Origin of the sequence: Candidatus Poriferisocius sp. (genome assembly GCF_965208355.1) — a bacterium.
In the GTDB taxonomy this organism is placed as follows: Bacteria; Actinomycetota; Acidimicrobiia; order Acidimicrobiales; family Bin134; genus Poriferisocius.
Genome location: NZ_CBDBOM010000003.1, coordinates 1,532,526 through 1,545,534, shown reverse-complemented (window position 1 = coordinate 1,545,534; position 13,009 = coordinate 1,532,526). Strand labels below are relative to the sequence as shown.

At 64.0% G+C, this 13,009-nt stretch carries 14 protein-coding genes; 5 read left to right on the top strand and 9 right to left on the bottom strand.

Annotation, left to right across the window (positions count from 1 at the left end):
* Positions 1–5 precede the first annotated feature (5 nt).
* The 3 genes from ACOGXH_RS08460 to ACOGXH_RS08450 all read right to left on the bottom strand — a co-directional run bounded on the left by ACOGXH_RS08460 (position 6) and on the right by ACOGXH_RS08450 (position 2,139).
* Entirely contained in the window at positions 6–764 is a 759-nt protein-coding gene (locus tag ACOGXH_RS08460) for a 3-hydroxyacyl-CoA dehydrogenase family protein (RefSeq protein WP_419928670.1), read from the bottom strand.
* Positions 761–1,477: a dienelactone hydrolase family protein gene (locus ACOGXH_RS08455; protein WP_419928669.1), complete on the bottom strand. Its 717-nt coding sequence runs from the start codon at positions 1,475–1,477 to the stop codon at positions 761–763. The genes ACOGXH_RS08460 and ACOGXH_RS08455 overlap by 4 nt, the downstream gene beginning before the upstream one ends.
* Before the next feature lie 95 nt (positions 1,478–1,572).
* Complete coding sequence (locus ACOGXH_RS08450) at positions 1,573–2,139, bottom strand: nuclear transport factor 2 family protein (RefSeq protein WP_419928668.1); 567 nt, start codon at positions 2,137–2,139, stop codon at positions 1,573–1,575.
* Between the two features lie 81 nt (positions 2,140–2,220).
* On the opposite strand from ACOGXH_RS08450, the gene ACOGXH_RS08445 reads away from it, so the two are divergent.
* Positions 2,221–2,523, top strand: a complete 303-nt coding sequence (locus tag ACOGXH_RS08445) for a DUF2510 domain-containing protein (protein ID WP_419928667.1) — start codon at positions 2,221–2,223, stop codon at positions 2,521–2,523.
* Positions 2,524–2,531: 8 nt separating this feature from the next.
* Here ACOGXH_RS08445 and ACOGXH_RS08440 read toward each other — a convergent pair whose 3' ends face one another.
* Positions 2,532–3,815, bottom strand: a complete 1,284-nt coding sequence (locus tag ACOGXH_RS08440; protein ID WP_419928666.1) for a branched-chain amino acid ABC transporter substrate-binding protein — start codon at positions 3,813–3,815, stop codon at positions 2,532–2,534.
* A gap of 131 nt (positions 3,816–3,946) precedes the next feature.
* On the opposite strand from ACOGXH_RS08440, the gene ACOGXH_RS08435 reads away from it, so the two are divergent.
* Positions 3,947–4,690, top strand: a complete 744-nt coding sequence (locus ACOGXH_RS08435; RefSeq protein WP_419928665.1) for a hypothetical protein — start codon at positions 3,947–3,949, stop codon at positions 4,688–4,690.
* Positions 4,691–4,709: 19 nt separating this feature from the next.
* Positions 4,710–5,834: a zinc-binding dehydrogenase gene (locus ACOGXH_RS08430; protein ID WP_419928664.1), complete on the top strand. Its 1,125-nt coding sequence runs from the start codon at positions 4,710–4,712 to the stop codon at positions 5,832–5,834.
* A gap of 3 nt (positions 5,835–5,837) precedes the next feature.
* Here ACOGXH_RS08430 and ACOGXH_RS08425 read toward each other — a convergent pair whose 3' ends face one another.
* Positions 5,838–7,004 carry an amidohydrolase family protein gene (locus ACOGXH_RS08425; RefSeq protein ID WP_419928663.1) on the bottom strand — a complete coding sequence of 389 codons (1,167 nt, stop codon included), beginning with the start codon at positions 7,002–7,004 and terminating at the stop codon, positions 5,838–5,840.
* Between the two features lie 70 nt (positions 7,005–7,074).
* On the opposite strand from ACOGXH_RS08425, the gene ACOGXH_RS08420 reads away from it, so the two are divergent.
* Entirely contained in the window at positions 7,075–8,343 is a 1,269-nt protein-coding gene (locus ACOGXH_RS08420) for an alpha/beta hydrolase family protein (RefSeq protein WP_419928662.1), read from the top strand.
* Positions 8,344–8,369: 26 nt separating this feature from the next.
* Here the strand turns inward: ACOGXH_RS08420 and ACOGXH_RS08415 are convergent, their stop codons facing one another.
* Positions 8,370–9,329, bottom strand: a complete 960-nt coding sequence (locus ACOGXH_RS08415) for a hypothetical protein (protein WP_419928661.1) — start codon at positions 9,327–9,329, stop codon at positions 8,370–8,372.
* A gap of 13 nt (positions 9,330–9,342) precedes the next feature.
* Between ACOGXH_RS08415 and ACOGXH_RS08410 the strand changes: the two genes are divergently transcribed.
* On the top strand, positions 9,343–10,167 hold the full coding sequence (locus ACOGXH_RS08410) for a sugar phosphate isomerase/epimerase family protein (RefSeq protein WP_419928660.1): 825 nt from the start codon (positions 9,343–9,345) through the stop codon (positions 10,165–10,167).
* Here the strand turns inward: ACOGXH_RS08410 and ACOGXH_RS08405 are convergent.
* From ACOGXH_RS08405 to ACOGXH_RS08395, 3 genes are read right to left on the bottom strand one after another with little or no spacing between them, the layout of a single operon-like run.
* Entirely contained in the window at positions 10,164–11,201 is a 1,038-nt protein-coding gene (locus ACOGXH_RS08405; protein WP_419928659.1) for a Gfo/Idh/MocA family protein, read from the bottom strand. The genes ACOGXH_RS08410 and ACOGXH_RS08405 overlap by 4 nt on opposite strands.
* 13 nt (positions 11,202–11,214) lie before the next feature.
* On the bottom strand, positions 11,215–11,976 hold the full coding sequence (locus tag ACOGXH_RS08400; RefSeq protein ID WP_419928658.1) for a 3'(2'),5'-bisphosphate nucleotidase CysQ: 762 nt from the start codon (positions 11,974–11,976) through the stop codon (positions 11,215–11,217).
* Positions 11,973–12,959, bottom strand: a complete 987-nt coding sequence (locus tag ACOGXH_RS08395; RefSeq protein WP_419928657.1) for an acyl dehydratase — start codon at positions 12,957–12,959, stop codon at positions 11,973–11,975. Before ACOGXH_RS08395 ends, ACOGXH_RS08400 begins: the two co-directional genes overlap by 4 nt.
* Positions 12,960–13,009: the final 50 nt, after the last annotated feature.

Here is a 13,009-nt window from a genome sequence, read left to right as displayed (position 1 = left end):
TGGGTCTATTTCTTGCCGGCCTTCCAGCCGGTGGTGGCACCGGAAACCATGCCGTATGGCCCCGAAGGCCACCGGAAGCAATCCACCATGAGCTGGTCGACTTCTTCCCGACTGGCCACCCCATCTGCCACCACTGCGTTGGCCTCCCGGATCATGGCCCCGTACACCCGGTTGGTGACGTAGCCCCAGCTCATCGCCGAGTCTTTGATCACCACCGGGTTCTTGCCCGCGGCGGCGGCGAGGCGGCAGATGGTCTCGGTGGTCTCGTCGGAGGTCTGAGGGGCCCGAACGATCTCCGCCAGCCTCATCACCGGCGGCGGCGACGCCCAGTGCCATCCGATCACCCGATCGGCCCGGTCGGTGGCCACCGCAAGGGCCTGCACCGGATACCCACTGGAGTTGGATGCCAAGATGGTGTGTTCGGGGCACTCCCTGTCAAGGTCTCGGAACAGCTCAATCTTGAGGTCGAGCCGCTCGGGGACCGCCTCAATGACCACATCCACGGCAGCAGCTGCATCCCGATCGGTGGTGAAGTCAATTCGGGCCAACGCCGCCTCGGCCTCATCCTCGGTCATCTTGCCCCGGGCCACCGCCCCTTGGATACCGAATCTGCCCTCGGCCACCAGACCGGGCGCAGCCGCAACAACGTCGGGATCGATATCGAAGGCCACCACCGGATGGCCGGCGATGGCCATCACCTGGGCAATGCCCGAACCCATCACCCCCGAGCCGATGACCCCAACTATCTCTTGGCCGGCGGTCACGACAGGTGCGTGTCGAACCACGCTGTCATCCGGGACCAGCCGTCGGCCGCGGCGTCGGCGTTGTACGACGGGCGCTCGTCGCACAGGAACCCGTGGTCGGCTTCCGCGTAGCGCACAATGTCGGTGGGCTGGGCGTTGCCTTCGAGGTCGGACCGAAGCTGCTCGACACCCTCGACGGGGATCATGCCGTCGAGGTCGCCGAACAGACCCAGCCACGGGCACTGGAGGTCGCCGTGGCGGTCGGCCAGCTTGGGCTGGCCCGGGGTGAATCCGTCGGTGACGATGGCTCCGCCGTAGTAGGTGACCGCGGCGCCCACCGGGCGGCTGATGGCGGTTAGGAACGTCACCCGGCCGCCCATGCAGAACCCGGTGATGCCCACCTTGTCGGAGGAGATTCCCTGGCTGGCCAAGTAGTCGAGGGCGGCGTCCACGTCCATCAGCGAGTGATCATCTAGGAGGCCGCCCATCATCTCGAATATCTTGTCCATCTCGTCGTAGCCGGCCAGGTTGTTCTCATAGCGGTGATACAAGTCGGGGGCCACCGCCAAATAGCCCTCGGCCGCCACCCTGCGGGTCACGTCCTCGATGTGGCCGTTAACCCCGAAGGCCTCCATGATCACGATGACCGCGGCCTGTGGTTCGCCATCGGGCCGGGCCACGTACAGCCTCATTGGGCCGTCAGCGGTGGTGAGCTCTACGTTCTCGGTTTGCATGCCAGCCGATGGTAGCCGTCACTTATATCGGGTGGCCTAGTACTCCAGCCGTCCGCAGCTAAATGAGATCAGTGCCGAGACCAAGGCCGGGTGGCCTAGTGCTCCCGCCTGTCGGCATACAAAGGATCAGTTCGATCACGACTGCCTCGCAGGAACCGCTCGTCGAAGGGCCGAAAATGCTCTTCCCGCACCCACTCGGTGGTGGCTACCCGCCGCGAAATAAGCCAAGGGCCGCCGTTGTGCCGAGACACGTCGTCGATGAACCGAAATCCCACCGACAGGTTCAGCTCCGGCGGGCCGCCTTCGGTCCAGTGGCGGGCGATGCCATGGGCTTCGGAGCGAGCCCACTGCACGGTGCCTCCATCGGCCGCGGTCACCGGTTCCGGGTCAACTTCTACCAGCACGTTCGACACGGTGTGGACCGAGCCGGTGTAGCGACGGAGGAGTCGCTCGCTCCACACCAAATACTCGTCCACGGTGCCCTCAAAGGTGCCGTGGGAATCGGTGGCGTCGGGGTGATAGCACGAGCGGACAAGCTCCATGTCAAGGCGGTCTACTCCCCGGCAATATCGGTAGAGCAGCTCGGTGATCTCTTGCTTGGCCAACAATTCGGCTAGTTGAGGCTCGTTGTCGGGCTCTTCGGCCATATCCACGCCTGCCATTGTGCATCGTGACCGGCCAGGTCCGCGGCTTTGAGGGAGGCCTCCCCCGACTCGCATCTGTCTGGTTAGACTCGGCGCAAGGTGGCTGCGAACCCCGAGCCCGATGCCGCATGGCACACCGACCCATTTGGACGGCACGAGGCCCGTTGGTGGAACGGCACAGAATGGACCGAGAAGGTCCGCGACGGAGAGCAAGCCGGCATCGACCCGCCCGGTATCGCTGTTGCCCCCCAGGGGATTCCTCTCAACGAACCGGCATCCCCTATTCCCGGACGGCGCATGATCCGGCTATTCGGCCGGCGGCTGCCCGGCGCCATGCTGCTGGCCTCAGTTGCCCTCGTCGCGGTCATTGTCCTGGTAATCGTGGTGGCTGTCCTCGGCTGAGAGCGGCTTCAGGGAGAGAACTCGTACACAACGTTGCCTAGAGACGCCTCAGGATTGCCGGGATCCAGATGCTTGATGATTGAGATCTTGGCCGGACTGCAATCCCCGAATTCGTCGCAGTCGATGGTACCGATCACCCCCTCAAGATCCTCCACCTGATTCAGATACTGGCGGACTGCCGCCCGATCGATGGCCAGGACTTGGCCTTCAAGATGCGAAGAGGCCGTGATCGCATCCAAAAGCAAGGTGGTCGCATCGTAGGCATGGGCCCAAAACGCGCCGTCAGGAGACTCCCCGATCCGCGCCAGAAATCGCTGGCTGATCTGTTCGGCATTCGCACCCGTAGCCCAGTTGGCATTCTCGCCGAAACGCAGATCAGGTCCGGCCAAATACATCCCCCTCGTAAAGTCGAGTTCCAGGAACTGGCTGGTGAGCAGCGAGTCAGCCCCGATCAGCGTCAAGTCTTCTAAGCCGTCGAATGCCCGGGCCTGTTCGGCAAGGCTGCGGCCTTCGCTGCTGAAGAGGGGCATGAACAAGGCATCGGGCGATCCGCTCGCTATCTCGGCCAGCACCGGCATCAAGTCGGTTGCTTCGGGGTCAATCTCAATGAAGCTGGTGACAATGCCCCCGTGCTGCTCGAATGCGTCTAGAAAGGCCTGGGCCAAACCCTCGGTATAGGCCTCGCCGATGTGGACCGCGGCGACCCGCCCATGGCCGAGATCCTCGTGGATGAAGTCTGCCACCGCCCTGCCCTGATAGAGGTCGTTGTGGGCGGTGCGGTAGTACCCCGGGTAGTAGTGGTCGCCAGGGACTCCGGCAAGATTGGAGGTCAGGGCAGGCGACGTGTTGGACGATGAGATCAGCACCATGCCCGCCCTGGAAATCAGCGGAGCCGCTTCGGTGGAGGCCACAGAACACGAGGGGCCGATGACTCCCACCACAGAACTGTCAGCCACAACTTCCATGGCCGCGGCCTCTCCACCCTCAGCCGAGCACAGATCATCGAGGGGTTCGCCTAATCCAACGGCAAATCGGCCGTGGATCAGTCCGTAGTCTTCAATCGCGATAGCCACTGCGTGCATGATGGTCATCTGAGTGGGCTCGCCGTTGCGGTCGCTGAGCGTACTTATGGAACGGATTTGCACAGCCTGACCGGGACTGACCCGAACGACATCCACCGAGCCGCTCGCTTCTGAATCGACGTCGCTAGGCGAGTCGCTGCACCCCCCGGCCAGCAGGATGCAGACGACCAGCGCGGCAACTAGACCCGGCGACGTAGAGCTTCGCCTCATGGGTAGGAGGTCTAGCAGATCGCATGATGCTGCAAGTTGAACTTCGTGTCACTTCAACGGATCGCTATCTGCCGCTTGGCGGCCCCACCAGGCTTCCTGCCGCGGCCATATTGGGGAGTAGGGTCCTGCCCGTGGCCAACAGAGAGATCATCCTGCACGAATACGTCGATATCACGGGCCAATCGGCATGGCCGTATATGGAGCACATCAAGATCCAGAACCGCGATGCCCGAGTCGGCTTCGAGTTGCTCGGCACTTGGTACACCATGGGGATAACCGCCCGCTGGCCCCAGGTTGTGAACCTATGGGACTCGGGCGGCTGGGACGGCTGGCTGGAGCGGGTGGACCGCCTCAACCTCAAACGGAAATCCAATGACCTACTCGACGACTGGTGGGAAGAGGCCTACAAGCTCCGCACGGGAGGATATGACCGGGTTCTGGGTTCTGTTCCCGAATCGCCCCCGGTGGCGTCGGTGTTCGCCGGAGAGGTGCGGGGCACGCTGTTCATCCACGAGCTGACTGAGGTACGGCCAGGATCGGCAAGGGACTATCTGGCTGCCATGGCCAGCGACTATCTGCCCGCCGCGGCCGACTACGGCTACACCTGCATGGGGCTTTGGGAGGTGCTGCATCACGACTACGAGGTGTGCACCGTGTGGGCCGCCTCCCCTGAGGCGTATATCAGGCTCAACAAAGCCGCCGACGCGGCCATAGGATTCGATGAGGGCGTCAGCGGCGATGACCGGCTGGTGGCATGGCGGGCCACGGCCCAGCAGTTCACTACCCGTTTTCGCGAGGAGTTGATGACCCCGGCCCCCGGCACGCTCACCGGGCCTGAGGCATACGAAGACGACACCTACATCAATCGGTCATAGCAAGACAGGAGCATCAACTATGCGGGGCATTCTCTTTGATGGCGAAGCAGCGCTGGTAGTCAACGAACTGGGGACAACCGACCTTGAACCCGACCAGGTTCGAGTGCGCATCGGCGCTGCCGGGGTTTGCCACTCCGACGTGTCGGTGATCAACGGGACGTTCGGACAGATGTTCTCTCCTCCATTTGTGATGGGCCACGAGGGCGCCGGCCAGGTGGTGGCCGTCGGCAGCGACGTGACAACCGTCGAGGCCGGGGATCATGTGGTGATCGCCACCATCGACAATTGCGGACGCTGCTCGGTGTGTGCCACTGGACATCCCACCCTGTGCCAGACCTCCAAGCTGGGAGCGGCCATCGCCAAGCGCAACGAGACCGGCGAGGAGCCCGGCCCCGGCGACCTCCCCGCCTATTTCACCTACCAGGGTGAGACGATCATGGGGTTCGCCAACACAGGCGTGTTCGCCGAAGAGGTTGTAGTGGGCCAAGGCCAGGTGGTGGCCATCGACAAGCGAGTGCCGTTCACCAGCGCCTGCCTCATTGGCTGCGGCGTGCTCACTGGCACTGGCGCCATATTCAACCGGGCTCAGGTGTACCGGGGCGACTCGGTGGCGGTGATAGGCGTGGGGGGTATCGGTCTCAATGTGATCCAAGCCGCCCGTATCGCCGGGGCCACAAAAATCATTGCGGTCGACAACAACCCGGCCAAAGAGGGTTTTGCCCGTCAATTCGGCGCCACCCACTTCGTGGACTCGGGAAATGACCCGGCTGTCGATACCGTGCGGGAAATTTCCGGGGGCGGGGTGAACTGCTCAGTGGAATGCGTGGGGAACACATCGCTGATGATCGACGCGGTGGAGATGCTGGGACCCGGCGGCGACATGGTGATCTTGGGGGTAGCTGGAATGGATGCGGTGATGGAACTCGCCCCGTTCAAGCTCTACCAGAACAAGTCGATCATGGGGTGCCGCTACGGATCGTCCCGGCCCGCCTTCGACATTCCCGCTCTGGTGGACCTGTATCTCGACGGTCGACTGCTGCTGGACGAGTTGGTGTCGGCCACCTACGACCTTGCCGAGCTCGACAAGGCATTTGACGATCTCGAGGCCGGGAAGCTGGCCCGAGGGGTGCTCGATTTGAGCTGAGGGTCAGGCCGCCGGCGTCTCGGTGATGTCGGCTTCCAGATCCAAGTCGAAGTATCTTGCCGGGTTCTCCAGCAGCACCTTGCGAGAGATCGTCTCGTCCACCTTGGTGAAGTTCTCCTCGATGAACTCCTGGGAGTCGGGAAACGACCCCACCGAGTGGGGAAAGTCGGTCCCCCACATGATGTTGTCCCACGGGATGATGTCGACCATGTCGAACACCACCGGATCGCGGATCACGCTGAAGTGGAAGTGGTCGAGCACCTGCTCGCTGGGCTTGCGCTCGTACTTCACCTTGAACCAATCGCCGAACAGGTCGTAGTTGTCGTCCATGAAGTAGAGCGTGCCCGGCAGCCAACTGGCGTTGGTCTCGGCAAAATAGAACTTGATTTCCGGGAACCGCTCTAGCACTCCGGCGGCAATGAGCTGGGCCATGCAGTACACCGGGGAGTGATTGCCGGCCCGCTGTACGAGCGCAGTGGCCCACGGGCTGTCAGACGTGCCCTTGGCCGCTGATTGCGGCGGAGCCTGACCTGCACCAAAGCCGAAATGTGGGGCCAGCTTGAGGCCCAGCTCCAGGCTCTTCTCCCAGAATCGGTCGTCCACTGGGTCGGCGTAAGGAGAGCCGTTGGGGAAGTTGTAGAACGCCACCGAAGGCAGGCCGGCCTCGGCTACGAACTCGAGTTCCTCCACCGCGTGGTCGATGCCGGTGATGGGCGTCACCGCGTTCCCGATGAGCCGGTCAGGGGCCACCGAGCAGTAGTCGTGGGCCAAGAATGTGTTGTAGGCCCGGATCATTGAGCGGTACACATCGGGGTCTTTGATGCCCTCGAGGAACCGGCTGGCGAATACCGGCGGGAATAGCACCTCGGCATCGATGCCGTCGAGGTCTTGCTCTCGAAGACGCTGCTCAGCGGGGCCAGCCCCTTCGGCCGGGCTGCCATCGGCGTTGAAGTAGGTGCCACCGGAGAACTTCACCTTGTCGCGCCCGGCAATGTTCTGGCCGTTGCGCAGCAGGGGCTGACCCTCGATCAGCCACCCCTCTCCCCCCTCGGGGAGGTGAATCAGGCGGGGTGCTCGGTCCTTCCACCGCTCGGGGACGTATTTGACGAATACGTCGGGTGGCGTCTCCACATGTCCATCAGCGCTTATTACCTTGTACTTTCGGCCCATGGCCGGAGCTTATTCTTCTCAAGTGGATCCAAGAAAACCTGGGCTATCCGAACACAGAGCGCGCACTGTCTTGATCTCTCTCGGGCTGGTCGTAGCCCTGATCACCGCCGCGTGTTCCTCCAACGACGATGATTCGCAGCCCGTCGCGCCTGCTGTTGAACAGCCCACCGACGCACCGACATCAGCGCCAGAACCTGAAGCCACCGAGGCGCCCACACCAGCACCAGAACCTGAACCCACCGAGGCGCCCACACCAGCACCAGAACCTGAACCCACCGAGGCATCAGCACCGACTGCTGAGCCGACGGCTCAGCCCACCCCGGAACCCACGCCAGCGCCCCCGCAGATCTTCACCGAATTTGGAGAGTTTCCGGTGGGGGTAATGACCTTGGAGTTAGGAGCAGAACCCGGCCAGCAGCCCCTCTCCGTCTGGTATCCCGCTGATTCAGATGCGGTGGCCAGTATGGAAACCGAGATCTACGACTCTTCCCAAGTCATCCCGGAAGCATTTCGATCCCTGATTCCCGACAGCATGCAGGGAGCGGTTGAGACCAATTCCTATCGCGACGCACCGCTGGCCGACGGGAGCGCCTATCCGGTGGTGATCTATAGCCACGGGTTTGGCGGCCACCGGGACGTTGCCATCTTCTTGACCACCCATATGGCATCGCACGGCATCGTGGTCGCATCCCCTGAGCACATCCACAGGAATCTGCCTGCCCAGGCCTTTGGTACCGCAGAGTCCAGTCCTGAGAAAGATCAGGCTGATGTGGCCAACACGTTGGCAGCCCTTGACGCCGCATACGGCGACCGCGCCGACACCGCCAGGGTGGGGATCATCGGCCATTCCGCCGGCGCCAGAACCGCTCTGAACGCATTGGCCAACGAGGCAGTATTGGCCGCCATTCCCCTGGCAGGTGGCGGTACTGCTCCCCCAGAGGCCGCCGACAAACCGATCCTGGTGATAGTGGCTGAATTGGATCTCACCGTGCCCACTGAGAATAGCCTGGCCAGCTATGACGCAGCCCCCGGGCCCCGAGCCTTCGTGAATCTGGCTCAGGCTGGCCACAACAGCTTCACCGACAGCTGTCCCGTCATCCTGGCCGGAGGTGGGCTGGGAGTGCTCGAGCCACTTCTTGGGGCTGAACAGGTGGCCCGGGCTGAAGACGGCTGTATGCCCCAATACGCTGATCCTCTGGCCATGCAGGCGGCGCTCAAACACCTGGCAACATCATTTTTCCTGTCAAACCTGACCGACCGCATCGATGCTGCTGTCACCCCCGAATTCGCCGACCTCATCGAAGGGGTCGAATTGGCCGACTACCGAGAAGCAGGCTGACCAGGCCCAGACCGGCTCAGCCCGGCTCAGTCCAATCCGAGGTGACCTCGGACGAAGCGGCGATATCCGGCGGCGCTCCAGTTGTCATGGTCTTCGCCCCAACCGACCGCGTCGCCGAACGTCCACTCGCTGAGACAGTTCCAGGTCCACAGGTTGGGGTTGAGGTGTACGCCGATCCTGTTCACCGCCTGACTGGTGGCTACCAGCTCACGGCCTGACTCGTCCACCGCTTCGATCCGAACCACGGTAGGAGCGCCAGTGCCGGGGTCCCGCTCCAACACGTCGCGGCGACCCTGGCCGGGCACCAGCCGGGAATATTCGCCGTCGCGCAGGTAGTACCCGTGGATGACCGTGCAATCGGGATCGTCCCCCTCGCCAAAGGCCATGGTCAAGGCATGGAACCCGTTGATGTCCGACGCGGTGGCGTAGCTGTAGCCGCCTCGCGCCGCTCCGTGCAGGGTCGGCCCGAATTGGCTGCGCGGCCCCCACGATCGGTCCCGCATCCCGTAGGCGTCTACTTCGTAGGTCTCGTCGCCTAGCCGGATCGTGCCCTGGTAGCGACCGGGCTGGTCGAGGTGGCCATCACCCAGGTAGTTGGGCGGGCACACCGCGGAGAATGTCAGGTCCACCTCAGCTTCCCCATCGTCTTGGCACAGGAAGCCGATTCGGTATTGCTTCAGGGGCTCGATCGCTCGATAGCGAATGCCGTTGGGCAATTCGATGTCGCTCAGCGGCTGGTCGGGCAGAGGAAGGTGCCAGAAGTTCTTGGCGTAGCGGCAGTTCCAGATCTGGTCGCCGCCCGTGTCCCAAAAGAACGCTCCTCCGGAGGTGACCCCCTGGTTGGGCCGGAAGAACGGGTAGAGCTGGCCCGACAGCTTGTGTTGCGGCGCGGCAAAGGTAAACCAGCAAGTCTCCGTCCAGAAGGGGTCGTCTGACGTCGGCGGGTGGAATTCGTCGTCGGGATGGGTGACGTGGTCGGTAGACATGGGGTGCCATGCTATGGGAGTGACCCTCGGCTCTGACGATCTGGTGCTCAGCTCGGGTTCTTTGGACAATCCCCCGATTGAAGTGCTGGTGGAAGCGGCGGTGCTTGGCGGTTTCACGGGCCTGACACTGTGGCCCGCCGTCTACCCCGCCGACCCGGCCATCGGAGAGCGCATCCGCGACGCCGATCTGGCCGTGGTCGACATGGACGCGGTCATCGTTTGGGTTGGTCCCGATGATCCCGGGGGCCCGTATTACGAGGAGGCGCCCCGAGAGGCGGTCTTCGAGGCCGCTGCCGCCCTGGGGGCCACTGGGGTGAACTCGCTGCTGGTCTGCCCAGGATCAGCGACGAAAGAGCAAGCAGTGGAGGCCATGGCCAGCCTGGCCGATCAGGCTGCCGAGATCGGGGCGGACGTGTACATGGAGTTCAGCCGCAACCGGCCCATCCCCGACCCCGCTACCAGCGCCGAAGTGGTGGCGGCCACGGGACGGGCCAACTGCGGGCTCACCGTGGACTTCTGGCACGTGTTCTACGGTCCCGGAGATTTCGCCGATTTCGCGGCCATTCCCGGTTACCTGATCGGGGCCATCCAACTCAACGACGCCCCCGCTGAGCCCCATGAGGACTTGGGGTGGGCCACCCGATATCTCCGCTGCGTACCCGGCGAAGGGGCAATGGACCTGTCGGGGGCGCTGCGGACCATCCGCGGTGCCGGATGCCAGGCCCCCCTGACCTTGGAGGTTTTCGACTCTGGCCGGTTGGAGGCGTTAGGGCCGGTGGGGTTCGCCCGCCTGCTCGGCGACGCCACCCGGCGGCTGCTGGTTGAACTCGATAGCTAGACGCCCACTCGCACCGGTAGGCCCGCAGCCTCGTAGACCGCGTCGATGAGCTCCATTGTCTTGATCGACTCTGAAGGCGGATACAGGTTGGGACCGCCGTCTTCAACGCAGGTCCGAAAGGCCCGGAGCTGGCAGGTATAGGTTGCCACCGGCTCGGCCGCTTCCTGAAGAACGGTCTCACCATTGGGATCAGTGATCGTCAGGCCCCTCCCCCACATGGGGGCCAGTGGGTTGTCGATGTGCAGTTGCCCTTCAGTGCCGTTCACTACTACCTCGGCCCGGAACTCGAAATCGAATGCGTCTGGGTCAATGTCTTCGGGATCGCCGAGCTCAGCCTTCTGGTCGGTGCCGGTGAACTCCGAGAGCATGGACGCGGTGGCCCCACCGTTGCGATAGCGCAGTTCTGCGGTTGTTCGCCGGTCGACGTCGGGGGCCATCTCCTCGGATTCGGCCCGCACCACGTCGAGCTCACCGAATGCCCGGAGGTTGCTGAGGGCGTAGGAGCCGGTGTCCATGAGGGCGCCACCGGCCAGGTCGTAGCGGAAGCGGATGTCGTCGGGGCCGTGCATCGACGGAAATACCATGGCCGCTTCCACATGGGTCACCTCGCCCACTGCTCCGGAGCTCACTAGTTCGATAGCCCGGTCGGCTTGGGGGTGGAAGCGCCAGTGGTAGGCTTCCATCACCACCAGCCCGGTTTGCTCAGCGGCATCAGCCACTTGGCGGGCTTCGTCGGCGTTGGCGGTGTACGGCTTCTCCAGCAGTACCGGCTTGCCCGCTTCCAACGCGGCGATGGTCCATCGGGCGTGATGGGAGTTGGGCAGCGGGTTGTAAATGGCGTCGACCTCACCGGAGCCCAAGAGATCGTCATAGCTGTCGAACACCATCGGGATGCCGTGCTCAGCGGCATAGGCCCTAGCCCGCTGGGGATCGCGGGCCGCCACCCCGGCCACCTCAACCCCGTCGATCTCATTGGCCGGCTCGATCAAACCCATCGGCCCGATCCACGCCGCTCCCAACATGCCAATTCTCATGGAGGCAGGATAGCTATGCGGCAAAAGCGGCTTTGAGGTCAGAAGCAAACTCAGGTCGGCAGATGAGGATGCCCCATTGGGCCAGATCACGGCGGTTGTAGCGCAGGGGTGAGCCGTCGAGGTGGGAGGTGTGCAGACCTGCGGCCAAGGCGATGGCCGCCGGGGCGCAGGTGTCCCATTCATAGAGGCCTCCGGCATGGACCCAGGCGTCGGCTTCGCCGGTAACCACCGCCATGGCCTTCACCCCAGCCGACCCCACGCCATAGACATCGGCATCCAGGTGCCGGACCAATCGGTGACCGTCCCATCGCACCCGGGAGCGGGACATAACCACCAGTGGCCGACGACGACCGGTGTCGGAGGGCGGTTCGTCCCTACTAGCGGTGCTGAATGTGCGGCCCCAGGGGGGCACCGCCACTGCCCCCGCAGCTGGCTCTCCGTCTACCGACAGACCGACATGCACCGCCCAGGTGTCGCTCCACTGATCGGCGAAGTCCGAAGAGCCGTCCAGCGGATCGACTATCCACACCCTCTCGGCTTCTAGTCGGGCGCCGTCGTCCCGTCCCTCCTCCGAAAGCACGATGTCGTCGGGTCGCAGTTGGGCCAGCGCGCCGGTGAGATAGCGGTGACTGAGCTGATCCCCAGCCAACTCCCGATTGAGATAGCCCGTGTGGGACTCCTCCATTTCCTCACGCAGCGCCAGGAGTTGCTCTCCGGCTTGCTGGGCCAGCCAGTGAGCCAGCTCATGGTCACTCGGTTCCGGGTTATCGGTCACGGAGCCAACACGATCGGGCGCCAGTCCAGAACTTGAACCGGATCGGCACCGCCTCGTTCGGCCTGAACGATCACGGTGAAGGCCAGGAGTCGGCCATTTGCCACCGGATGCACCGCGTCGAGGGTGGCTGACACATCCACCACGTCGTCCTCGAACACCGGGCCGGAGTGATCGCAGAGATGCCACCCCACCACGGTGGCTGCGGTGGGAAGCAGCCGCACCAAGCCGGCCTGGGCCAGACCCACGGTGTGCCCGCCGTACACCAGCCGCTTGCCTCCCTGGCCTAGAGAAGCATCCCGGTGCGGCGGCGCCAGATTCTGGGTGAGCCGCACGAGCGCGGGGGCATCGGTCACTGTGTCCCGCAACGGATCACTCCGTGTCTCTCCGATGGGCCAATCCTGGGGTGCTCCCAGGGGGGTCAGGTCCCAGTCGTCAGGGGCGGCCTCCGCGAACGGAGCAATGTCCAGCTCATCGGGGGTTCCACCGAGTTCGTCATGGTGGCCGGTGGGGGCATCGGAGCGTCGTCGGACCAGAGCGCATCGCTCGAAGTCCAGCACCAACCGGCCCTCGTCATCGTGGGTCTGCATCCCGAGCATCACCAGGCCTCGGGGAGGCCGGTCGGGCCGAGCTGAGGCTTCCCGCAATCCCCGCACCGTGACCGTGGTGGAAAGCGTGTCGCCAATCCGCACGGTGCGCAGTTGGCGCACGCCCCGGTAGAACAGGTTTGCCACCACTTTGCGGGTGGCCACGGTGGACTGGCCGATAGCCACTTGCAGCACCAATGCGGGGTTGACCACTGAACCGGGCTGACCCGTGATGGCCTCAGCCAGCGGAAGGCTCAGGCTGATGGCCAGCGGATCGCCGCAAATGGCCTGGTAGACGGCGGCTTCGCCCGGTCCGACGGTAATGGCCGGAGCAGGGTCGAGCGGCTGCCCTACTGCGAAGTCCTCAAACCAAGGGCCGTCTCCTGCCGGTGCAACCACGCCCCGAAGTAAACCACGCCAGCCGCTGGTCGCCGGAACCGGCCCTCACT

Bases quoted from the DNA above. Each gene is read 5' to 3' on its own strand.
- ACOGXH_RS08455 (WP_419928669.1), bottom strand. From the start codon at position 1,477: ATGCAAACCGAGAACGTAGAGCTCACCACCGCTGACGGCCCAATGAGG.
- ACOGXH_RS08450 (WP_419928668.1), bottom strand. From the start codon at position 2,139: ATGGCAGGCGTGGATATGGCCGAAGAGCCCGACAACGAGCCTCAACTA.
- ACOGXH_RS08440 (WP_419928666.1), bottom strand. From the start codon at position 3,815: ATGAGGCGAAGCTCTACGTCGCCGGGTCTAGTTGCCGCGCTGGTCGTC.
- ACOGXH_RS08430 (WP_419928664.1), top strand. From the start codon at position 4,710: ATGCGGGGCATTCTCTTTGATGGCGAAGCAGCGCTGGTAGTCAACGAA.
- ACOGXH_RS08425 (WP_419928663.1), bottom strand. From the start codon at position 7,004: ATGGGCCGAAAGTACAAGGTAATAAGCGCTGATGGACATGTGGAGACG.
- ACOGXH_RS08415 (WP_419928661.1), bottom strand. From the start codon at position 9,329: ATGTCTACCGACCACGTCACCCATCCCGACGACGAATTCCACCCGCCG.
- ACOGXH_RS08410 (WP_419928660.1), top strand. From the start codon at position 9,343: ATGGGAGTGACCCTCGGCTCTGACGATCTGGTGCTCAGCTCGGGTTCT.
- ACOGXH_RS08405 (WP_419928659.1), bottom strand. From the start codon at position 11,201: ATGAGAATTGGCATGTTGGGAGCGGCGTGGATCGGGCCGATGGGTTTG.